The organism is Olivibacter sp. SA151 (genome assembly GCF_054130995.1).
Window position 1 is genome coordinate 4723267 of the sequence record NZ_CP096391.1, and the last position, 24619, is coordinate 4747885.

Consider the following 24619-nt stretch of genomic DNA (forward strand, 5'->3'; position numbering starts at 1 on the left):
CGTCTTATTCCTTAGAATTTAATTGCTTTGATTCTTTCTGACTGCTTACTTACATCTCCCTTGAAAGGCAATAAGTAAAAACTATAGTGATAATCTTTAGCAGGCACTTGATATTGTGGTAAAGGTTGCGAGACTGCCGACCATGAATCGTTACCACCAACGCCCATTTGTATGAGATCGATGTTCAGGGTAATATAGCCGGCATCTTTTAACAGATGATGATGCTTGGCTGTCACGATCTCTTCTTCCGTGTAAGGCCAGGCGCTCATGCTCAACAGGCTATCGGCAACAACCAGCAATCCATCATTTTGAGCATTTGACAAATGCATCCAACGAACATCGGTACGGTTGGCATTTTCCTGCGGGTACACATAAGGCTCGATGAATGTTTCAAGCGGCGCCTGATAAATACCGGCGGCAAAGCCCGATCTCCGATCTATATAGTTTTCGGAAGGGCCCTTACCATACCAGGCCAACTGATCGAAACTACGTTTTATCCCCCCTTGCATTCCTACCTTAGGCAGATTAGGTAGCTTGTCCGAAGCCTGTAACTGATAGTTTACCTTTAAAACCCCATCTCCATTAAAGACATAACTAACTTGTACCGAAGCACTGTCTTTGATCAGGTGATAAATACTGGTAACCGCAAGTTGTCCTTTTTGCGTACTGTCTACGGATAGTTCAACTAAGCTTGGTTTTGTCTCATACCAAACCTTTAACAGCTTAGATGGTTTCCAGCCTTTTCGATCATTATCGGTTTGGGGACGGGTGAAATGAGGTAAAAACGGCTGAGCGATTTGCTCCATGCCATCGCTTTTATAAGAAATGAGTGCGCCGGTCTTTTTACTGATAATTACTTCCATGCCGTTATTACTTTGCAGAATAACCTGCTCCTTATCCGACCGACACCTTACTTCTCCAAATTTACGGGGGCTTGTTTGCCCGCTTCTTATACTTGTCAGAGCCAGCTGATCCGTAGCTATTTCATAACCTTTGGCTGCCCACGACTTTTCTTCTGTTAACCGGTAACTGATATTGAGTAAATATTCTTTGTTGTCTTTTAGCTTTGGTAGATATTTACGAAGCAATACAGTGGTGTCTGATCCTGCCTTCAAGGGGTATTTTCCTAGATTTTTTGTCAGGAGTACCTCTCCATCACCAAGTAAGGAAATAATTAGGTCATAACTATCCAAATTGCGAACAGCATGACGATTGAAAATTTGCAATCGCACTGCATTCGTATCGATCAACTTCGTCTCGATCGGTTGATACACATGCTTACATTCATACATAGCCGCCTTCGGTCGGCCATCGGAGGCAACGATGCCATCGATGCAAAAATTACCATCGTGCCTTTTCTCACCAAAATCACCCCCATAGGCAAAATAGGACTTTCCCTGCCCATCTCTTTTTATTAACCCATGATCTTTAAACTCCCAGATAAATCCGCCAATCAATCGCGGATGACTTCTGAAAATATCCCAAAACTCTTTCATATTCCCTGTCGAATTTCCCATTGAATGCGCATATTCGACAAACAAGATGGGCCTTTTATCTCCATTCTGCTGATTCAACAACAGTTCCGGTGTAAAAATCCCGGGATAGAACCTGCTGATGATATCTACATAATATTGATCCCTTGGATTACCAAGTCGATGTGCGTGGTCATTGGGTTTTAGGTACCTCGGGTCGGAGGGATCAATATAACCCTCTTCTCTCGGGCTTCCCATAGCCGGCTCGTAGTGCACCGGTCGTGTAATATCAAAATCATGGATCCACGCGGCCATAGCCGCATTATTCGGCCCTCGGCCTGCCTCATTCCCTAAACTCCAGATAATAATGGATGGATGATTTTTATCGCGCATGACCATGCGACTCGTTCGTTCCATGAAGGCATGTGTCCACTGTGGATCGTTGCTTAGTTTCCCCCCAAGACCGTGCGTTTCGTAATTAGCTTCATCCATTACAAAAATGCCATACTCATCACATAGATCGTATAAATAGGGATCATTGGGATAATGGCTGGTTCGAATGGCATTAAAATTAAATTGTTTAATCAATTGAAGGTCTTTCCTGATATCTTCCCTCGACAAGGCCTTTCCTTTTTCAGGATGTGCGTCATGGCGGTTAACGCCGTACAGATAGGTCACTTTCCCGTTTATCAGTAACTTTCCGCTATTCTTATCAAATTCTATACTACGAAAACCGACACGACAGGTTTTTACCTCCAATATTTTTCCCGTATTATCTACCAATGTCAATAAAAGGCGATATAAATAAGGTTCCTCGTCCGACCATTTTTTAGGGTTAAGCACCTTCGTTTCCAATAAGCCGAATTTCACATTATCGAGTCGTGGGTAGATCTCATTCACAATATCATTGGCGGAGCGCTGTAAAGCCTTTTCAAAAACCGGTTCCCCTTCAGCATTATATAGTTGTGCACGTACACTATATCCGTTGATGGAATCGCCTGTCAAGTTCTCTATGCGTGGTCGTATACTCAGTATCGCATCTTGATAATCCTTATCCAATTTAGCCTGCCAGTGGAAGTCGGCGATGCGCACTTTTGGCTCGGCCAAAAGCATTACTTCCCGTTGGATGCCACTCATACGCCAGTGATCCTGATCCTCTAAATATGATCCGTCGCTCCACCGGATTACCTGTACCGATAGTACATTCTCGCTGGCCCGAAGGTAGGGTGTTATATTAAACTCTGAAGGTAAGCAGCTGTCTTCCCCGTATCCTAAAAACTTACCATTCAGCCAGACTTTAAAAGCAGAGCTTACCCCGCCAAAATGAAGCGTAACATTTAAATTGTTCCAGTCTTCGGGTATCGTAAAGGTTCGCTGATAAGAGCCAACAGCATTATAGTCCTTCGGAACCCTCGGCGGATCAACCGGACGAAATGGGTAGACCGCACTTTTATAGATCGGGATATCATAGCCCTTCATCTCCCAATTGGAGGGCACATCGATTTTATTCCATCCACTCACTTTAGCTTTATAGAAATCCTTCGGCGCATCAGCAGGTTTAGTCACAAAAGCGAACTCCCATTTGCCATTCAATGATAACATTCTACCCGAGCTTTCCCGATTGTCGGATAAGGCGTCTTGTTCTGTACTATAAGAATAGGCCGTTGCACGAGCCGGCTCTCTGTTTACACTCGTTATTAATGGATCTTCCCACGGTTCTGCCTGATATACAGAAGGAACAGGTGGTATGGTGGCTGGAAGACCATCCACGGTTTGGGCACTTAGACTTGCCGAAAGCATCCCACAGATCAAGATTACTAAATTACTTTTTAAACGACAATTGCTTATAATCACGGTTCGTTCTAATTTGCTGGCTAGTGAGTATCAAAAATAAAAGTAGGGAGCTTATCTTTTCTGTAAGAAATTGGCTAGCTGTTATAGGATATTATCATCATCTCGTTCCACTTTCTTCCGCTGAAAGTGGAGCAAAGACTCATCGCTTGGAACTTTGCTACATCGTTAGTGCGTCAATCTGCAAACCGCAAATTTCCTAGGCGATATTTTAAGCAAAACGGAGAGATTATGCGGCCAAGCACAACGGTCAGTTAATGAGAAAGCATCTGATAATTAATAATGTAATCCGTGTTACTTAAAATTTCTATTTCATAAAGGCCTTTACTTTTCTCAACGGCTTTTATTCCTTTTCCGTAAGGCATTACCTTACTTCTTACCCTTAGTATGCCATTTCCTGCGTCAGCCTTTACCTTTATCTCTTTTTTACTGCAATAAAGTTCAATATGCCCGGATGGTGTGGGTACTTTTCCTTCCATCCAATCCAGTCCTCCTAAATTTGGCTCAATCAAAAAGCTTGCATAACCAGGTGCTGTGGGTTTGACACCTAAGTAATACTTTCCGAGCAGATAAATGGGGCTTGCTCCCCAAGCATGACAAAGACTTTTTCCGAAAGGGCGACCGTACATGGCGTAATGTTCCGCTCCTTGCTTATCGGGATTATATTCTTCCCAAAAGGACGTAGCACCTAAGCGCAGCATCCCTCCCCAATAGTTTTTCATTTCCTGTAGAACGTATGTTTGTTCGCCCATAGCGCAGAGCGCTTCCAATTCATAAAAACGCATATAAGGGGTGGTAATCTTTGGTACGGATTGGTTTAGTAAAACATTTGTTTTTACACCTTCCTTTTGCTCTTCGGTCAGGTAGTCGAAAAATATAGCAAACATATTGGTATAACGCGTCACATGATCGCTCGCCTTACCATCTATGCTGCTATGTACAAAGGCGTTCTTATCGGCATCCCAGTATTGTGAGAATATTTTGCTTTTCAGTCGTTTTGCTTCGTCTCGATATTTCGAAGCGTCCTCATTACCGAGCAAGTCGGCACATAAGGCCATTGTTTCCAGACTGCGACAAAATAATAATTGTTCAAAGCTAAGCGCCCCTTTTTTGCTGAGGTTTTCAGCCCAATCGATAAACACCCAGTCGCCGGCCATTCCTTCCATAAAACCTTCCTTATTCCGCCTGCTTAAACAAAAACCCATCAGACTTTGCATTCTGGGATAAACCAACTGAATAAAAGTTTTATCGCCTGTGTACAAGTAGTAATCATAAATACCCAAGAACCAGTAAAACGTATAATCCATAATCGTATTAATATGACTACTAACCGGTTCTTTACCCCGAAGGGCCAAGGTGGTGCGTTTTACGGAAGGACTATCAAAGAAAAGGTAATAATTCATGAGGTAACTCTGGTAGGCGTCACCCGACCAGATCCAGCGATCGCGTTTGATGCCGTCAATAAAAAATTCGCGGGTGGTTAACTCCATCGTATATTTCCCCACATCCCAGATGCGATTCAACTCTTCGTCGGATGAACGAAAACTTCCTTTTGTTTCCAGTGGCAGATATTCATAGAGCATGGAAATGGAATCAATTTTTGTTTGCGCCGAAGGCTCTACATACACATAGCGGAAAGCTTTTGATAAGTTTAAGGTGGAGTCAATGGACTGTTTGCTGTTCACTTGCACGCGATCCAAGGTCTCGCAGCTTTCGGTCGACAAGGCTTCCTCTTCCGATTCTCCATAGTAAAGCGATACAATGCCCTCACCTTCCAGTCCGTGAAGTTTTATAAACCCAAAGGTTTCCTTTCCGAAATCTACGAGAAAGCCTTTTCCTTTGACTGCCCGTGACACTGCCTGTCTAGGCGTAGTAGCTAAACGGAACTCTGAAGGACGCTGCACGGGACTCTCGAAATTCCATGAACCTGCTTGCAGCCAGGTAGTACCGGATTGATCGGACGCCTTTCCTGTTTCGTCAATCCATTCCTTATCTTCGTTAGTAACCAACCAAGTACTATCCGACACGATGGTCTTCCCCTGAACATAGATGGCCGGCACCCGATCCTGCGCATATACTTTTAGATTGATCTTGTGTTTCCCGGCAGGTACATGAATGGTTTTGGGATAGCCCTCCAGCATTTTTCCATCGAGTTTTACATTATACTGCCCCTCTGTATATATGTTTACATCTTCCGGTTCTTTTAGATCGAAAACCTTATGGAAATCCACCAGCACATAGGGATTGTCCATTCGCCAAAAAGGAGGAAAGAAAGTAGCGCGCTCTGTTCGACGATTCTGCATTTGATTACTTAACCAAATTTCAAAATCACCCGGATACCAAATCCACGTAGCTTTGTTCTGTGCAAATGAAGTGGCATGAATCAAAGAAAGTATTAGAACAAGCCAGCCAAGTAATTGGATCCTGTTTTTTGGACGATATACGGACATGATTTATAAGCGTTAGTAACTTCAAAGATAAAACTCTTTGAGCTTCTGCGACTGTAAGATGTTAACCAGCTTTTGTAGTATATTAGCTATCTGTACCGCTTATTAAAATGGAACCTCTTCTTTAGTCAAATTTCTTATTACATGTTCTTTATGCTTGATCATAAAGAACCAAACAATCAAGGCAGCACATCCTTCGCTAAAGATTTAGGTCCATCGCTCAAATCATGTGGAGCCGCCCTTCCCTTCAATCCATTGCTTCGCTTTTCACATGATTTTTTTGCCTTGGCTATCCTAAATCTTTTTAACGCTCACGCTGTGAGGCCGTTCTTCCCTACACACGGAAGTCCTCTTGCAAAGCCGTTCCGAAGTGCTTAAACGGCCTTGGAGGATACCGAAGCAACGAGCAGCAAAGCATTTGAACATCTGCTCATCTTGCAATATTCAAGCGGATTGAGGAAGTGAAACGGCTCCAATACGCGCTGTTAATGCTTTGCAATCAGTTGCAAGGTAGCTTACAAAGCCTTGATTTATTTACTTTTGCTTGTTTTCAAAGGTGTTCATGAACTCATCACTACGTTCTTCGGTTTTGGTTCTCTTTTCATCTAAGGAAAAGAACATGTGTTAAATAAAAATTGACTAAAATAAACGCTCTTTTAATATAAGCATTATTCCACAGTAAAGGCGCTTACTCGTAATGCTTTCGACACATGAAACAGGTGATATGTTAATGCCCACTGAAAAGGACATAAAGCAACACCATAATCCCTATTAAACTTCCCCATGCCCATTTCACGGTTTTCGTTGTTTTTACGGCCAGATAAGGTATCACCGGTAAGTCTTCCTTTCTCCCAACAAATGAAAGCAGGATCGCTGTTCCCATCAAGATAACAAAAATGTAAAACGATAACAACAGGTAATGCGGCCAGAAAGTATATTTATCTGGCGTAAATACCCATAGATAAGCGGCTCCTACTCCTAAACTGAAAGCAGATCCCAAAGAAAGTACAACATTAACAGCCAGGCGACTTGTCCGTTTCCAAAATACCGTTAAAAGGAAGACAACGGATAAGGGCGGTGCAATAAATCCGAGTACCGATTGGAAGACGTCGAAGAGATTAAGCCCTTTAATCTGGTCGATCGCCAAGGCCATCATAATAGCAAAGAGACAGCCAACAAGAATGGTTAGTCGCCCTACCCGGACAATTTGCGCTTTACTAGCTGTAGGATGCAGGCGCTCGACATAGATATCCATGGTAAAAACTGTGCTCAGCGAATTTAAGGAAGAACCGATCGTCCCCACCAACACCGCTATCAACACCACAATCACCAATCCATTCAGCCCGGTTGGAAAAAGGTTGGTCACCATGGTCATGTAGGCCTGTGTTGGATCGGCTAGGTTGGGATACAACACAGCACATAACACGCCGGTAAGAATAAAAAGAGGGAGCGACAGTATCTTTAACCAAGCGATGAAATTGACGCCTAGCTGTCCTTGTTCCAAGTTCTTCGCTCCTAAGACGGATTGTACCATCGCTTGATCCGTGCAAAAGAAAGCAATCGCAGCCACCGGATAACCTAGGAGAATGGCATGCCAAGGGTAATCTGGATCAGATGCCGGTCTTATGAGGTTCCAGAACCCGCTCGGTACGCCTTTATAGAGAGCCGAAAAGCCGCCCACTTGATGCAAGCCCAACACCGTTAGCAAGCAGGAAACCGCAATCAATAACAGCATTTGAAAGATATTGATGCGGGCAATGGTTTTCAATCCGCCAATGTAGGTAAAGAAGGCTGCAAAAAAGACAAGCACCACCACCGAAATCCACATCGGAACACCCAGTACCTGTCGAATCAGAAAACCTCCGGCAAAAAGCCCGAGGGATAACCAGGAGATCAGCATTTTCACCAATGAATACCATGCCAATATACTGCGCGTTGTATCGCCGTAGCGTTTCCCCATAAACTCGGGTAAAGTCATAACATCGGCTGCTAGGTAACGAGGCGCAAAAACAAGGGCTAACAACAATAAAAACACAAAAGCATACCAATCGAAATTTACCGCTACGATACCGGTCGTATATCCAATGCTAGCAAAGGCCAAAAGCATGGAAGGCCCAACATTGGTTGCCCACATATTAAAGCCGATACTTGCCCAACCCAATGATTTGTTAGCAAGAAACAACGATTCCTGCTGCTTTGCTTTACCTAGTAAACTAGATCGAAGTCCAATGATAAGCAATAACGCAATATATCCGACAATAATTGCATAATCAACCCAGGTCAACTTTGACGCAATACTTTCCATCCTTCAATCCTTTATCTAATTGGGTTCTCTAAACCGAATTCATCATATAGTTCCTGTAGCTTTACAGGGGTTCCAAGGCGTAATGAACGGTCCATCGCTTGTAATAAGATAACGGTACCTATACCTTCAGTAATATCAGGATAAGCAGTGGTCCCGGCCGCTATATTATCGGCGAAGTATTCGAGGTAGTTTTGGTATTCACCGGCGTGATGGCTTTTTCCTTCAAATCGGAAATAGTGTTTTAGCTTATGTTCCCAAGTGATTATCTTTTCCTCTCCCTCAGCGGTGGTGACGGCATAACGCAAATCCATATAATCACCCTGACTGCAGCCTGTTGTTCCCCTCAGAATACAGCTCATTTCGCTATCCCGCATTACGGGTTGAATTGGCCCCGTGTAGGCTCCGCTGACCCTCGCTATACGGCCATCTTTTGCTTTGAAAATGAAATGCATCGTGTCTTCGTTTTTTAATCCTCCCGCTTTCCCGTTACTGCTTAACATGCCGTACCCCATTACCTCTTCAATATCGGGCAGATACCAACGTATAAAATCTACCGGATGGCTTAAGCCGCCATACAACCATTTGAAGTTAGATTCTAAAGACCACGGTTTCGCTAAAAACCAACGATGATCGGCATGATAATAAGCCTCTATCGTAATCAATTCTCCGATTACACCTTTTTCAAAATCGGCACGCTGCCTTTTCATGGGCTCAAAAAAACGCGAACTTTGTCCGATAAAAACTTTTTTTCCACTCGACTGCGCTAACTCCAATAAGGGCTTGGCATCAGCCAAATTATCAATAAAGGGTTTCGTGCAAACCACATGTTTTCCATGCATGAGCGCAAGTTTTACGTGTTCCGCATGAAACTTATCAGGTGTATAAACAGCGATAGCGTCTATTGATTTGTCTTTTAGTAAGTCGCTGTATTGCGTAGTATACGCGTAAAAGTTAAACTCTTCAGCTCTTTGTTTACACAGCGCTTCATTCAGATCACACATTTTTACCAGTTCAATTTTTGAACTGTTCAAGGCCGCAGAAATCGTACTACGGCCTTCACCTAAACCTAAAATCCCTAGTTTTAACATCTTCGTTATTAGTTGTTTGTTATTGGTTGTTAGTTATTAACTATTCGTTGGTAGAAAGCGGCAAATCGATATTGGATGCTGCTTCGTATTCCTTAAACCTTAGAGCCTAAAGCTTATCGCTTATGGCTTTTCTCAAACCGCACAACTCTCAGCTCATTGATCATTCAACATTCACTCATCATTCAACGTTCAACGTTCGTCGCTTCAAACCGCACCCAGACTTCTCCTACCTTGGTACCAGGTAAGCCTTCCTGATAAGTGGACATCAAACGATTCCATTCATCGACTCGTGGATTGTTTTCCACCGTTCTTTTATTGAGTTCTTCAAAATTTGCTCCTTCCGGAATATCGATAACCAATAGTAGCTGCCGACCTGTTTTAAATAGCTGCACTTGTTGAAATTCTGCTCTGCAAAAACCCTCGGATACTTCCGGCCATTCATCGAATTGCCGACGGTGATAATCGAGATACGATTGTTGCTTCGCACTATCAGCCACTAGATTGGCCGATAGAATTAGATGATCTCGCTTTCGGCTATTTTCCTTACCGTCTGTACATCGCGTCCTATCAAACACATAAAAAGGTTCGCGGACTAACATCACTTCTGCTTTTGGAAACCGTATTTTACTTTGCTCATAAAAGGCCATAGCCTCCTCCTCCTTTCCATAAAATAAAAGGCGATTTCTCCAATGGTATAAATCATCCTTACTTCCAGACTGATTCAGCAAATCAGCCATCAACTCAGCAGATAAGGTGTCACTATCGTTCAATACAAGCTGTACAAATTGATAGGGCTGTCCATGCTGCTGTGCAGAAGAAGAACAGGCGAACAACAACCAAAGGAAACAACAAGTAAGTTTTTTCATATTACTCAAATAACCAATCGATGTTCCGTTCATCAGGTGGCACACCAATATTAGCGTCATAATTTTTTAGTTCTATAGTTCCATCTATAAATCCCAACAACAAGAGTTGTCCCTTTGGCAGGGTTAAGCTGTGCTTGCCCGCAGCAAAGGAATAGGTGTGAATGTCTACAGCGGGTTGATCGCCTAAGGCTATCGCATTGGCAATAAAGACTTCCGACTGACCATAGTCGTTGGCAGATGCATCGTGTTCCAAATCAGGCGCCGGTGCATATGAATTTTCACTGCGCTCCGCTCCGAAGGCAAGGTCTTTCTGTCTAAAGTATCCTACCAATAATTTAACAGGCTTTGTTGTACTAAAACGAATGCTTGTCAGCGTGTCGATTAATTTTCGTTGACGGAGACGAACGCCTTTCAAACCAATTAAATCGGGTGCTAAATCCGACAGGCTAGCAGGCGTGTCAGCGTATGGATTCGCGCCCTTGGTCAACGAATAATATTCCAGCTCTTTATCTTCCAATTTCACCTCTACTGATTGAAGCTGATTGACTGCGACATCTGCTCTTCTAGGCGCCCCTTTCAATGAATCGATCTGTTGCCTGAAGTGGACTAACTCTTCTTCATAAAGCGGCAATAACTCTTCCCAAGTTTTATATTTTCCGTCTACGCCGCGAATGGGAATTTTACGTTGCGTAGTCTGCATACTGTTTGCATACCAATAACTGTGACGGGTTAGTTCCGTCAACTGTCGATAATGTTCAACGCTCCGTTCCAGATAGGGTAAGGCTTGCTGTAAATCAATTATATCATTTGAATATTTGTAGCGCAATACCGCAATTGCAGCCCTTGCCTTTTCGGCATAAAAGTTGGCCAAGGCTTGATAGCAGTACATATCATTGCGAATCCGTTCAAACTCCTCTTTATGGTGTTGCACCTTACCCTGCACTGCTTCAATCCCCTCAACTGCTTTTCTACCATGTTCTTTTACCTCATCCGCCACTTGTATTGGGGTTTCGCCTATATGCGGTTCTTTGTTCCATTCTTTCTTGGCATAATCGATGATCATCTCTCCCTCGGGTGCTTCCGACTCATAGAGTAAAGTAAAAAGTCCGTAGCGATAAGGGTTGATCAGCTGCGTCATAAACATGCCAAGACTTAATGTTTGGCGGTTACCATCAGTAATGCCATAACGACGCAAAAGCTTAGGGGCAATTTCTCCCATCTCTTCATAACTTTTTACTATTGCAAGCCCTGCTTCTTTATTGACACCAAATTGCCGCGCAAACAAACCCGACCAATAATCATTCTCCTTAACTTTATCCCGATTGGCTTTCCAAGCGTAGCGTGCCCACGCTTTATACCAGAGCCAATCCCGATCAACCTGTAATAGTCGCTTATTCCCCATATTGTCGATCTTATCGGCGGCATAAGGCCAATCCCAGTAAGACGCTTGTGGATATAAATGCAATCCGTTCGCTTGATACACCTGATGCATGGCTTGCACGCTTTTCTGAATAAAATCCGGCGAACCATAACGGAAGGGCTCTAAATTGGCCAGGATATGTACATTTTGTATATGCACGGGTGCTGCCTTGCTCAATGTACGATGCAAATCGGCCCATTTCCCTCTCGGCGTATACGTTGTTAAAGCCTCACCGTTATACTTAGCCATCGTGTAGAGGTTTTTATAAAGAGGAAGCGCTGCCTTCATCACCCGAGGAGCATCCGTATCATGCGCCCTTAAAACAATCGGTGGTTCTTGCGTTAATCCCAAGCGTTTCAGGCCGTCCTGTACACCGGGAATAATGGTTTTGGTAAACCAATCCACGTCATCTTGCCCTACACCTTCCATCGCTTCTCCAAGGGTAACCAGTAAACCCACATTTGGATACTTCTCCACAAAAGCGGCAATCGACTTCCGGGTATAATCCGCAATCATCGGTATGATGGGGCGATTTCGATCCTGGGTTTTGAGTTGGTGTTTTTCAGCAAATGGTTTGGATATAATAATATTGTAGAACATTTGAATAATCCAAATCCCTCTTTTATCTGCCTCCTCCGTAATGAACTTAAAGATGGCTTCGTTTTTCATGAATGTCTCTTCATCCACTTCTACTGCGTAAGGATATTCGGGTAAGCGCACTAAAGATGCAAAAGGATGTCCGTTCCACAGATAAAGCGAATTATACCGATTTTCCAATAGCATATCCAGATACCGTATCCACTGCTTTTTATCATATAACCATGGAAACTCCGCTGGTGTATAGGGATATTCGTACACCGTTCTTCCCGGCAGATAGTGTGTTTTTTGAATACCGATGGCCGTCCCTCTCAATACCATTTCCGGGTGATCTTCATACTGTAAATCCGTCGGTAATAGGCCACCATTTTCCATGATAATTTCCGTTAATTTTAACGTCCCGTATAAGATACCACTATCATCCAGCGCTTGGATAGCGCCTACATTTGCACTGAGTTTAATATGAAAACCTTCCTTCTCATCAAGTCCCTCAGCAGGTTTCCATCTTCCTGAAAAATCCGAAACTTTTCCGATTAAAAGTGATCGTCTTTTCGATGTTTTCCCCATACCACTGGAGTCTGTATCCACCTTATATCCCGCCGAGAGTAAAGTTCTCGCCAAGCTATCTACACCATACTTGAAGCGCGGTGCCATATTCTTCGGTACCACTAAAACAAGTTCCTTTTTATGTTCAGACGTAGCTGCTGATGAAAGCGAAAAAAAGGAAAAGTAAAACAATAACGCGAATCCAATATTTCTCATAATTTTTTTATAATCCTTGATAAGCCGGGTTTTGCGTAATCGCCGGATTTTGCTGAATAACTATTTGCGGAATAGGTAATACCGTTTGGTTTTCGTTCTTGATCGGCTTCGTCTTACTTACAACCGCTACCGCCCGGTCGGTCCGCTTCAGATCAAAGAATCGGTGAAACTCCAAGGCGAGCTCTACTCTCCGCTCATGCTCAATAGCTAAGGCTAAGCTATTATATTGACTACTCGGATAAGCATCGCTACCATACAGCGGTAAATTGACCCGCGCCCGCACTTCGTTCAAATAACGGGGATCGTTTGTCGCTTCGGACAACATCAATAATACATCTGCGTAGCGCAGTACCATGAAATTATTATTGCTCAGCTCTTCGCCGGAGGGAGCTGGCGCTTCTTTATCAACCCATTTATTCTGAAATTTAATGGGAATAAAAGTTCCTTCTTTATTGGTATATCCCAGGGATACGGTTTGTTCTCTTCGCGGATCGCCTTCCTCAAACTCACCATACAAGTCGTCCGTTACCTGATTCATTCCGCCACCATACAAGGTAAGCACAAAATTCTCTGTCGGCGCGTACTCACGCCAGTATCTACTAAAAGGCAAATTAGGACTTCCGCCCTGATACTGGATTTCAAAAATGGATTCGGCTGTATTTTTAACATTTGCACCCCACAAAGCTTCATACCGTGGCATTAAGCTAAACTTCCCATAAACCTGCAAGAGACTCTCCGCCGCTTTGTCCTTTTGGTTTAAAGCTAAATAAACCTTCCCCAATAAGGTCAACGCAGCATATTTCGAAGCTTTACCTGCTAGGGTGACGGCCGTGGGTTCGGGTAAATTGGCCGCAGCATATGCTAAATCTTCTACCACAAAGGCATATACCTCCGACTCCGGTGAGCGCAGGGTGGCATAGCTTTCTTCAACGGAAATCGGCCGGCTCACCAACGGAATATCTCCCCACATTTGCACCATATTGAAATAATATAGGCCACGGAGAAAACGCATCTGTGCGATTACTTCCGTTTTATAGGTTTCGTTGAGTTCTGCGGATCCAATTTTATCCAATACAATATTGACATTATACAAAGCTTTGTAACATTCTTGCCAAAAGCGATAAACTTCTGTATTAGACGGTTTCAGATTATAATCCTTGAAGGCCCAACGGTCAGACTGAATACCTGCTACATTATAGAGCGTTGCGTTGTCTGATAGTTGTTCAGCAAAGTAGGACACGGCGCTTGTCGGACCGTAAAAGGTATATAAAGTGGCGTATGCGGCGTTAACCGCTAATTCAAAATCCTCAATGGTTTGATAGAAGTTCGACTGGTTGGCATTGGAAATAGGTGCCAGATCCAGAAAAGATTTTCCACATCCATTCAGGACGAAGATGATGGACAGTGATATATATACTTTAAATAAGCGTGTCATAATAATCATTTTTATCCTTAAATCTTGTTTCTAAAAATCGATTTTCGCGCCAAACGTAATAACGCGCGGCAACGGATAAGAGCCATAATCCACTCCTAAAAATGCACCGGATGGAACACTTACAGTTGATGTTGCAGACGGCACCGCATTCGAAAATATATTGCTATAGGATGTCGATTGGTAAGTGGTATTCTCCGGATCATAATTGGTGTATTTACTCCACAGATAAACGTTTTCTGCATTGGCAAAAATGCGTATTCCTTTTGCCGGTGTTTTTGACACCCAACGTTGTGGCAAGGCATAGGAAATTCGGATGTTCTTCAGTCGAACAAAGGTGCCATCTTCTACCCAATAGCTGGAGAAGCGTTCTTGATAACCTTTGGGATCAACCGTTGGCTTAAAATGCCAGCCATCTCCCGGATCGCTTTCCGATTTCCAATAATTGGCTACCTTAGCAAAGGCATTACGTCCGGCATTCCATATACCATTAAATCGAACCAGCTGATTGGTAATCTCACCGCCAAATGAACCTTGGAAAAGAAAGGATAGCTCAATCCCTTTAAACGAAAAGCTATTGTTCAAACCTACAATAAAATCGGGTTGGTTATTGCCTATAATGGTTCGATCGGCTTCTGTAATACGGCCATCGCCATCTACATCCCTAATTTTTGGATCTCCGGGTTTTGTAAAGCCGTCAGCTCTGGCCGGACTCGCGTCTATTTCTGCCTGATTTTTGTAAACACCGTCATATATATAGCCAAAGAAGTTTGATATAGGCTGGCCGACTTCCGTTTTTACCTGAACAACGTAATCGGTATAAAGTAGAGGCGCATTACCGGGACCCAATTGCAGAACCTTATTTCTGTTCAACGACAAATTAAAATCGGTACTCCACTTAAAATCACGGTCTATATTCCGACTATTAATATTCAGCTCAAATCCCCGGTTCCTTAATTTACCCACATTGGTTAACTGTGTCGCAAAACCGGTGATATCCGGTACGGGTACATTGAGTAAAAGATCATTCGTAACAGAATGGTAGAATTCGGCACTCAACCGGAAGCGGTCTTGAAGGAAGGCGACATCTACACCCAGGTTTAGCATATTGGTTCTTTCCCACCGCAAATCCAGATTAGGAATATTGGTCAACATTAAACCTGTTGCCAGCTCACTTCCATAAACATAATTGGACGCTCCCAATAGGCCAATCGGACCGTAGTTAGGAATCTGATTGTTACCCGTTGCCCCATAACTTGCACGTAATTTCAGGTTATTAATTGCTTTTACTGATTCGAAAAATTGTTCATCGGATATCACCCAGCCCGCGGAGACAGACGGAAAATAACCAAAGCGGTTATTTGCTCCAAAACGTGAACTTCCGTCCCGGCGTAATACTGCCGATAGAAAATAGCGATTTTTATAATTGTAATTCACGCGACCTAGATACGATATCATGGCCCATTCGTAGGCCAGGGAAGTTCCACCATTCACGGTTCCCGCATTTAATGTCGGTACCAGATTGTTGGGAAAGTTACCGGCAGAAAGCGCTTGGTATTCATCTCGCTGCTTTTGCACCGTGTATCCTAGTAAGACAGCCAAACCGTGATCATTGAACTGCTTATCATAATTTAAGGTGTTTTCCGACAACCAGTTAAGCATAAATCGAGAGTTAGCGTTTCCCTGTGCAGGAAGGGCCGACGAATACCCATACTTCTGATCTTTATTCCAGAACATTTCGTAACGTGTATTCAGCAGATTTGCATTGATGCTTGTCTTAAATTTAAGCCCATCAAGAATTGTGTATTCAGCAAAGGCATTACCAAGTGTATTGAACGATTTATTCTGCTTGTGAAGTTCTCTTGTGAGTGAATAGGGATGCCATAGCTGCAAATCCGTATATTGCGCAAAACGGTACCAGGTCGAATTCGGGTCCTTAAATCCAAGGTTACCGTTTTCGTTATACACCGGAAATATAGGTGCACTTTGCAAACCTAGACTGATGACATCGCTCTTTCCTTCCGTTCCTTCGGTACGATCGTAAACGCCCGTCACACCTAAATTTAATCCGACGGCAAATCGATCCGATACTTGTTGCCGAATATTGGAGCGCAGGGTTAAACGCTTTAGATAATTCTGATCTAATACCGCTTCTTGATCGAGGTAATTGCCGGAAAACAGAAATTGTGTTTTTTCCGTACCTCCTGAAACAGATAACTGCGCCTGATGCGAAGGGGCTGTACGAAACATAACGTCCTGCCAATCGGTTCCTGTACCCAAAGCAGCTCGTTTCACTGGATCGGTAAAGTCTTCCGGGATTTGAAAAGGCTTGGTTCGAACACTATTTGGATCGCTAGCACTTCTACCTTCTCCCGAGTTGATCCACCCATTGTTATGCGCGTCGACATAATATTGAATGTATTGTTGTGCATCCATCAGATCAATGCGCCGACTCACTTTTTGGATACCATACTCGTAGTTGAAACCGACATGAGTTGTACCCGCTTTACCCAATTTGGTCGTTACCAATACGACGCCATTGGCTCCTCTCGAACCATAAATAGCTGCTGACGAAGCGTCTTTTAGTACTTCCACAGATTCGATATCTTGTGGGTTGATATTATTTAAATTAAAGTTCTCTATAGGCATGCCGTCTACGACGTAGAGCGGATTGGTACCGGCAGTAATAGAACTCGTTCCACGGATCCGAATATTTGGCGACTGCCCCGGCGCTCCTTGAGATTGGGAAATGTTTACACCTGCTAACTGCCCTGCCAGCGACTGTGCTACATTACTGAAAGAGCGATCCTGAATTTTTTCGTGACTAATTGATGCTACCGCCCCTGTTACCGCACGTTTAGTTTGCGTACCGTAACCTACCACCACGACTTCATCAAGGCTTTGCTCTTGTTCCACAAGCTCAATTCGTAGCAAATCCTGTTGCTGAACAGGTACTTCTTTCGTCTCATAGCCAATGGATGAAATAATAAGGCTCTTGGTATTTGGGGAGATTACGATACGAAAACGGCCCTCGGCGTCCGTCACACTACTTTTCGTGCCATCTTTCGTCTTAATTCCCACTCCCGGAAGCGGTTCTTTCGTTTTGGCATTCATTACCATTCCTTGCAAGGAACGTTCTTGGCTGTAGGCTATCCCCGACAACAGCCAAAGGCTTGTCATTAACATGATTAACTTCATTGAATTAGGTTTATATCCACAATAAAAAAATTCAACGCTCAAATTGGTTTAAGCGTCAAACTTACGTTTTAAACCTGCTGAAGTTTTGTAAGATATTTGCTTGCTTGTGTAGGATATTATCAAAGCTCTTCTTACTTTTTTCCCGCAAAAAAGTAACAAAACCGAGCGTAGTGAGCTCATGAACTCCATCAAAATCAAACAAAAGTGAATAAAGCTCGTCGCTTCAAACTTTTACAAGAACGGTAGTGCGTTCACCTGCAAGATGTAAAATTTTGGAGGCGACATTTTCGAAGACATACAGTCTGTGCTTTTAACCAAATGTATCAATTTTTGGTTCGCCTTCACCGCTCACAACTAGCAACCAACAACTAAATTTCGCCGTTCACTGCCAACTTTCAGGAATTAGCTTCCAATCAAGCTGTAGGCCTTAAGCGATAAGCTATAAGCTTTAGAGGATAAGGTCTATTTCCAAAATTCATCGCTCATAACTCCTAATTCCTGCCTACCGGCAGGCAGGCATCATTCCTTAACCAACCATACGCGTCCTCCAATCCTGCTTTTCTTTTTATCTCTTCTGATACCATAGGGCCGTTATTTTCCCAAACATTGTTGGGACCATTCGCGTTCTGCAAAAATTTCTCTTTCGGGCACCAATTGTTCCGAACCGTGAAATAAGCTGATCCTTCGTCGGTGTAGAGGTAAAACCAATGTTCCGGCAAATGGGCATATGGAGCGGTATAGATGCTGTCGATATAATTATTTTCGATGACGGAGCCTGGTTGCGCAGAGAGTGTATAAATACCGGCTACATCATTCATGTACTTGGCGTAATGGTGAATTTTATTGGCAATAACACGATTATTAGCCATTACATTCACCGTTGGCGTCCAGCCCCAACCTAAACTAATACCTGTATAGGCGATCTCACTGATTTCGTTATGCCGGATATCGGTATTGTTGACATAGCCTGCTCCTATAGCCACACACCCCCAATCTTCCGTTGTGACATTTTTAATGAGGTTATTCTCTACGCTATTATGGGAGGCCACAACCCGCCTGTCCGATGGGTTATAAGGCAGGTGTGTTTCAAACGCCTCATCCGAAAACACACCTAGCAATATACCGGATCCGCCTATATCATGAAACACATTTCCTTGGATCGTATTGAACTGAACGGCTTTATGATAATCCAAACCCGTAGAGGCTAAATGTTCAAATCGGCACCCTTTAAAAGACGTGTGCTGTGCATGCGATACACTTACCGCAGCCGGTGGCCGACCAATCCAAGCTTGATTTTCGAGTCCCTTTTTGTCGGGCGTTCCGGGAATCTTTAGTTTATAAGCGTCCAATAAGTACATACCGGCTTGCAAAGCTACATGTCCTTGCTGTGAGGGCCGAAGCCATGTACTATGCTGCCAACTGATGCCGGAAAAATGGATATGCTTTACAGGAGCATCCAGCGCGCCCTCTATGCGGAGCAGGGTTTCTAAATACGGAACAATAACATTCGCGGTAGCTAAATGTTCATCTTTTTGAGGCCAATAGTAAAGCTTTCGACGGAGTTTATCAAGATACCATTCTCCCGGCTCATCCAAAAATTGGATAGAATTGCTTAGGTAAAAGGCAGAGTTTCCGGTCTCCTCCGATATCCATGGTGCGGGCCAAGGGTGCTCGGATTGTATTTTACTCTCCGGTTGCAAAAATGATAGACGCACGCTATCCCCCTGTACAAATGCTTCTTTTACGCGTAATACAGCAATGGCCCACCATTGATGAATGAAAAACTCCATTCCCGGCTGCCAGCTGAACCGTGTCGATTTAGGCTTGGGAATCCAACAGGTTTGGGCTTGATGATCCCAGGATAATATCCTTTCCATGCGATCGCCTTCCGTGCTCTTTGCACGCTTCGCTTTCCGGTTATTAACCCAAAGTTGCCTAAAGTCAAGTACCTGATCACCCATTAGTGGTGCTTCGATTTCCCAAACTTTTCCCTGGGCTGCTGCGGGTAACCCTTCAATTCTTCTATTTACTTTTTTCCAGCCATGCGGCAAGCTGATGCCTCCGCTGATAATCGGATGTGCATTAGCGGAGGCTTTAATATGTGTTGGACTATCCGCCGTTCCTGCATCTTCCGGGCGGATAAAAATAGCTTCATGTAATGTATAGGTTCCATCCTGTAAAATAATGTCAATCCCTCCGGATACCTCCTTGGCCTGTAAGCGCCTCCATTCCCTTGCCTTCCTTAATGCGGCACTTATAGAAGCCAAGGGTGAGTCAATACTGCCTCTGTAGGTGTCCTTTCCCTTGGGAGACACCCAAATCTCTGCCCCGCTTACTCCCTGAAAAAGCAGCGTAAACAATAAGTAAATTGGAATGAAGTATTTGATTTTCATTGTCCTAATAAATAGATCATTGTTTATAACGAACCCCTAAGCTGTAAACAAAAGTTTAAAGCAATGTGCTGTGGCGTATTCTCTTTAATCGACTGAGCGGTTAAGGAGGCCATCTGTTTGTAATCGGTACTGATGGTCGTAATACCACCGGCAATGTATTTTTTTAATGGTGCTTCATTGTAGGAAATAATTCCCAAATCCTTACCCAACACGAAAGCTGATGTCGAAACTTTATCCAACAGATTCACCATATCATCATCATTTACGCAGATATATACCTCGCCTCTATTTAATTGAATATGATCCATTGTATCCAAAATGGCACGTTCAAAAGCATATTGTTGACAAAACCTATTAAAACCTCGTTTAATTTCATTAGGCAGATAACTCTTTCGGTGAAAGATAAGTTTCAAGGTGTGGTATTTTTCGAGCGCAGGTAAGGCTTTTTCCAAAGCCTGGTAAATATCCCCTTCAAAGTCTTCATAAATCGTACTATGATTCCCTTTAAGTCGTTTCAGACGCTTATCCAGTAGGATTAATTTGTCTTTTGGAAGTGAGTCGATCAAAGCCTCCGCTTCATCTTGGTTATCAAAAAAATGGGGCAGTATCACATAGTGGCTATAGTCGTGCCGCTGATTTAATAAACGCTTAAACAAGAAAAAATCGTTGTTATATACATAAAAGTCGATCGGAATATGGCTACCTAATGATGCTACCAATTCATGATAAAAAAGGCTTTTCCCTTCGCTGATTTTGTTAACCAACAAGCAAATACGATCGGGACTGCTGATTTCCGTGGTTGATATAAAATGCCCCTTTCCCGGCACGGCTTTTAGGATACCCAAGTACCGTAAGTATTTATACCCTCTATCGGCCGTTTCCCTCGAAATCTCTAAATGATTGGTAAGCTCATTCAAAGAAGGCAATATATTGTCCTTTTGAAACTTTCCCTCTTTAACGGCACTTAATATCGCATAGGCGAGTTGCAGGTATTTTGGCGTTGAAGAATAGTTGTCAACACGGATATGATCAAAAAAAATGCTGTTGTTCATATTATTTTAGTTATTAGCTGTTAGTTATTAGTTATCAGCTAAGAGCTGTCAACGTTCGGCATCACTGCTCGTGCTACTGCTACTTAAAAACACTCATCCCTCATAACTCATCATTCATCATTCATCACTCATCATTCATCATTCATCATTCTCACCACCTTCAGTTTCAACGCCGCTCCTTTTAACCCTTTTGCGCTTGCTTTTAAAATGATTTCTCCTGTGTTCGCTTTAGCTTGAATAATAGCTAGGCATTTGCCGTTATACGCTCTCTTTCGGTTTCCTTTCAGCGAGGATAAATCCGCCTGAAAACCATTATCAAGGCCTGCTATAAATCCTGGCCCTTGTATATCAAACACAATTTCATTATCTGCTATAGGTACCGGATTTCCCTTGTCGTCCATGATGTCCACCGTAACAAACGCTAGATCATTTATCCCTGCACGCAATTTATTTTTATCTACCGTAAGCCGAATGCTGGCTGGTGTGGAAGCGGTTTTAATTTCTTTTACTAAAACCTCCTTTCCATTTATGCTGGAAACGGCTTTTAACGTTCCGGCTTGAAAAGGAACCTTCCAGGAAACATGGATATCGTCCCCTTGCTTCCGCCGAGTTCCTAAGGATCGACCGTTCAGAAAAAGCTCCACTTCATCGGCTTGGTTAAAATAGGCCCATACATCAACGGTTTGCCCCACTTGCCAGTTCCAATGTGGCAATAAATGCAATACGGGCTTATCCGTCCATTCGCTTTGGTACATATAGTATACATCCTTTGGAAAACCCGCCAAATCAATGATACCGTAATAAGAGCTTCGCGCAGGGAAATCATAAGGCACCGGTTCGCCTAAATAATCGAAACCCGTCCATACAAAAAGTCCGGTCATAAAATCGCGCTGTTTAACCGCCTTCCATGCCTGCTCATGGCTCGTACCCCAATAGGCCGCAACCTGATCATAGGCAGACACGGTAAAATCAGGATTCCCGTTCTTAACAAATTTCTCTTTTGCACTCGGTGGCCAAAACCGTAAGGTATCATGCCCTAAATCATAATGGCCTCTGGTTGCCAATGCAGAGGTTGTTTCCGAAGCGATGAACTTTTGTCCCGGAAAATTGATCGGCAGGCTATCGTATTGTTCATACTTATAATTGAATCCCAAAATATCCAATGCCTTAGCCTGCGCAATAAAGTTCTTTTCTAAATGAGTTTCAGTTAATGCAGCGGTAACCGGGCGGGTATTGTCCTCTCGACGGACAATAGCCACCAGCTCTTGGGTAAGCGCCCTACCGGTGCTGTCGAACTGCTCTCGTATTTCGTTCCCAATACTCCACAAGATAACCGACGGGTGGTTACGGTCGCGCTTGATCAGGTCAATCAGATCTTGTCGATGCCATTCATCAAAGTCGAGCGAGTAGTCAAACTTATTCTTTTTCTTCCGCCACATATCAAAGGCTTCATCCATTACCAAAAAGCCTAAACGATCGCATAAATCCAGGAACTCCGGTGCCGGTGGATTATGAGATATCCGAATGGCATTAGCACCCATTTCTTTGAGCAGCACAAGTTGCCTTTCCATAGCTTTCTTATTGATGGCCGCTCCCAAGGCACCCAGATCATGATGCATGCAAACACCTAGTATCCTTTTTCTCTCTCCATTGAGCGAAAAACCTTCTTTAGCATCAAAAGAAAAGTAGCGAATGCCCATCGGTACCCTATATTGATCTACTAGTTGTTTTCCAACGTAAACTTGTGTTTCGACTTGATAACAATACGGGTTTTCGGGACTCCAAAGGATTGGCTGCGGCACTTCAACTTCAAAGTTTGCCTTACTTGTACCCAAAGGCAGTTGCTGAGGAAAGCTTTTTTTAACAACTGCCTTATTCTCTTTATTAAATATCGTAATCACTATATCTGCCGATACAGCTTTACCTTCTAGGTTTTTAAAAGTAGTCTGCTGTTCGATAATAGCCCGCTCCTTTTGAACCGATGGGCTCCTTACAAAAGCACCCCAATGATCCACAGCAATCTTATTTTTGGTTACCAGCCAAACATTCCGATAAATGCCGGAACCCGAGTACCAACGGGAATTAGGTTGCTGACTATTGTCAACCCGAACTGCAATTACATTTGCTTGTTTACCGACTTTTATATAAGGTGTTAAATCATAGCGGAAGGACGTGTAACCACTCGGCCGTTTTCCAAGGTAGTGTCCGTTAATCCAAACTTCACTATAGCGATAAATGCCGTCAAAGTCGATATATACTTGCTTTCCCTCTATCGTATCGGCTAATTGAAAGGTCTTTCGGTACCATGCAATGCCTCCAGGAAGCGCGCCGCCCTGGTTAGTTGACGGGTGTTCTTTCGAAAATGTGCCTTCAATGCTCCAGTCGTGTGGCAAATCCAGCTCTCGCCAGGTTGCATCGTTAAAGTCTGCCGATTTTGCTTGTGGCTGATCTCCCAAATGAAACTTCCATTGATCATTAAAGCGTGCTTTTCCCCATTCCTGCCCATACAGTGCCAAGGTGAATAAATAGAGAAAGAAGAATGAAGTAATGGCTTTAAACATTTCTGAGAAATTTTATGGTTGTTTTTTTTGGTTTACAGGCGGAGCAACAAACTGCAGCTCACTTTTTCCTAAATCTTTAGAAGTAGCAACGGCAATTCCCCGCTGCTCGTCTTTATTCACTGCGCAATAAAAATGATAGACTACGCCCTCGTGCTTCAGCACAAAAGATTTATGCGCATATAAAGCATCAAAGGGTTCAGAAGGTTCGATCAAGTTTTCACCTTCCCAATCCGTCCAGTGGACTAAATCTTTGGAAGCTGCGAAACGATTGAAGGCACCCTTTCGATCTTGCCAAAAAGCACCGAAATAAAACATAACGTAGGTATCGTCGATCTGCTGAATGACGGCATCACCGGTGATACCTACCGGATGATGGACAATCGGTTCCTGAAGATAGCGCTTCCAATGGACCATATCGTCTGAAACGGCCATACCGATCCGCTCAAACCACCGTGTTTTCAGATTATTTTGAGCTGAATCACCATTGGCGTTATAATACATCACAAAGCGATGACCGCTTAATCGCTTTTTATCCTCGATCACCGTGCTTTTAAACAACTTACGGTTTTCCCACCATCGCACATCCGCGTCTTTTGCGGTGAATAAAGGTTTTTCCATACGTGTCCACTCATGGGCTATCCAAGGTTTCCCTTTTGTATAAGCCATGCCAATGGAGAGATTACCGGCTTCATACCCTCTACCGTCACCTCCAAAATAAGACATCCAATATTTTCCTTTGTATTTGTTTAGCTCATAAGTACCTCCCCAAGTTATATCCTGTAGGGCATTATATCCGGCCTTTTGATGCGCATCCCAAGCCTCATGATCGGAAAATGACATTAATTTGCCTAAGGTTGTCCATTTCAATAGATCAACACTGCTAGCCAGCCAAGTCTCATAGCCACGTCCATCGAAGATTAAATAGGTCATATACCATTTATCGCCCTTTCTGAAAACCGTAGGGCAATCCATTTTTTTATCATTATTAGGCGGTACCATCACCAAGCCATATTTATACGGTGTTTTAACCTCGCGGTAGATGCTTTCCATCTCTTCGGGTGTCACTGCTACCGCTTGCGCATAAAGAGGAACTCCCTTGCCGAGAAGAATAAAAAGTAAAATAATATATAGGTGTTTTTCCATTTTTTGTATTAAGACTTAGGTATGATAAAGTA

At 43.3% G+C, this 24619-nt stretch carries 12 protein-coding genes; all 12 read right to left on the minus strand.

The genetic code is table 11. The features are described from left to right. Positions 1-11: 11 nt before the first annotated feature. The 12 genes from M1D52_RS19430 to M1D52_RS19485 all read right to left on the minus strand — a co-directional run bounded on the left by M1D52_RS19430 (position 12) and on the right by M1D52_RS19485 (position 24587). Positions 12-3272, minus strand: coding sequence for a glycoside hydrolase family 2 TIM barrel-domain containing protein (locus M1D52_RS19430; RefSeq protein WP_437393239.1), 3261 nt, complete (start codon positions 3270-3272; stop codon positions 12-14). 305 nt (positions 3273-3577) lie between these two features. Beyond that, positions 3578-5773 carry an alpha-L-rhamnosidase-related protein gene (locus tag M1D52_RS19435; RefSeq protein ID WP_437393238.1) on the minus strand — a complete coding sequence of 732 codons (2196 nt, stop codon included), beginning with the start codon at positions 5771-5773 and terminating at the stop codon, positions 3578-3580. Between the two features lie 724 nt (positions 5774-6497). After that, the gene (locus M1D52_RS19440; protein ID WP_437364189.1) at positions 6498-8075 is read right to left on the minus strand and encodes an SLC5 family protein; all 1578 of its coding nucleotides are present in this window, start codon (positions 8073-8075) and stop codon (positions 6498-6500) included. An 11-nt stretch (positions 8076-8086) separates the two neighbouring features. Then, a complete protein-coding gene (locus M1D52_RS19445) occupies positions 8087-9163 on the minus strand; it encodes a Gfo/Idh/MocA family protein (protein ID WP_377612425.1) in 1077 nt (358 codons plus the stop codon). 182 nt (positions 9164-9345) lie between these two features. Then, entirely contained in the window at positions 9346-10089 is a 744-nt protein-coding gene (locus M1D52_RS19450) for an L-rhamnose mutarotase (protein WP_457941580.1), read from the minus strand. Continuing rightward, positions 10031-12808, minus strand: a complete 2778-nt coding sequence (locus M1D52_RS19455; RefSeq protein ID WP_437393235.1) for an alpha-d-galacturonidase — start codon at positions 12806-12808, stop codon at positions 10031-10033. Before M1D52_RS19455 ends, M1D52_RS19450 begins: the two co-directional genes overlap by 59 nt. A gap of 7 nt (positions 12809-12815) precedes the next feature. Then, complete coding sequence (locus tag M1D52_RS19460; protein ID WP_437393234.1) at positions 12816-14243, minus strand: RagB/SusD family nutrient uptake outer membrane protein; 1428 nt, start codon at positions 14241-14243, stop codon at positions 12816-12818. Between the two features lie 30 nt (positions 14244-14273). Beyond that, complete coding sequence (locus M1D52_RS19465; RefSeq protein ID WP_437393232.1) at positions 14274-17438, minus strand: SusC/RagA family TonB-linked outer membrane protein; 3165 nt, start codon at positions 17436-17438, stop codon at positions 14274-14276. 491 nt (positions 17439-17929) lie between these two features. Beyond that, entirely contained in the window at positions 17930-19831 is a 1902-nt protein-coding gene (locus M1D52_RS19470) for a right-handed parallel beta-helix repeat-containing protein (protein ID WP_437393231.1), read from the minus strand. Positions 19832-19854: 23 nt separating this feature from the next. Next, positions 19855-20883 (minus strand): winged helix-turn-helix domain-containing protein, encoded by a 1029-nt coding sequence (locus M1D52_RS19475; RefSeq protein ID WP_437393229.1) that lies wholly within the window; start codon positions 20881-20883, stop codon positions 19855-19857. A 131-nt stretch (positions 20884-21014) separates the two neighbouring features. Continuing rightward, entirely contained in the window at positions 21015-23444 is a 2430-nt protein-coding gene (locus M1D52_RS19480; RefSeq protein ID WP_437393228.1) for a sugar-binding domain-containing protein, read from the minus strand. A 12-nt stretch (positions 23445-23456) separates the two neighbouring features. Next, positions 23457-24587 (minus strand): glycoside hydrolase family protein, encoded by a 1131-nt coding sequence (locus tag M1D52_RS19485; RefSeq protein ID WP_437393227.1) that lies wholly within the window; start codon positions 24585-24587, stop codon positions 23457-23459. Positions 24588-24619 lie beyond the last annotated feature (32 nt).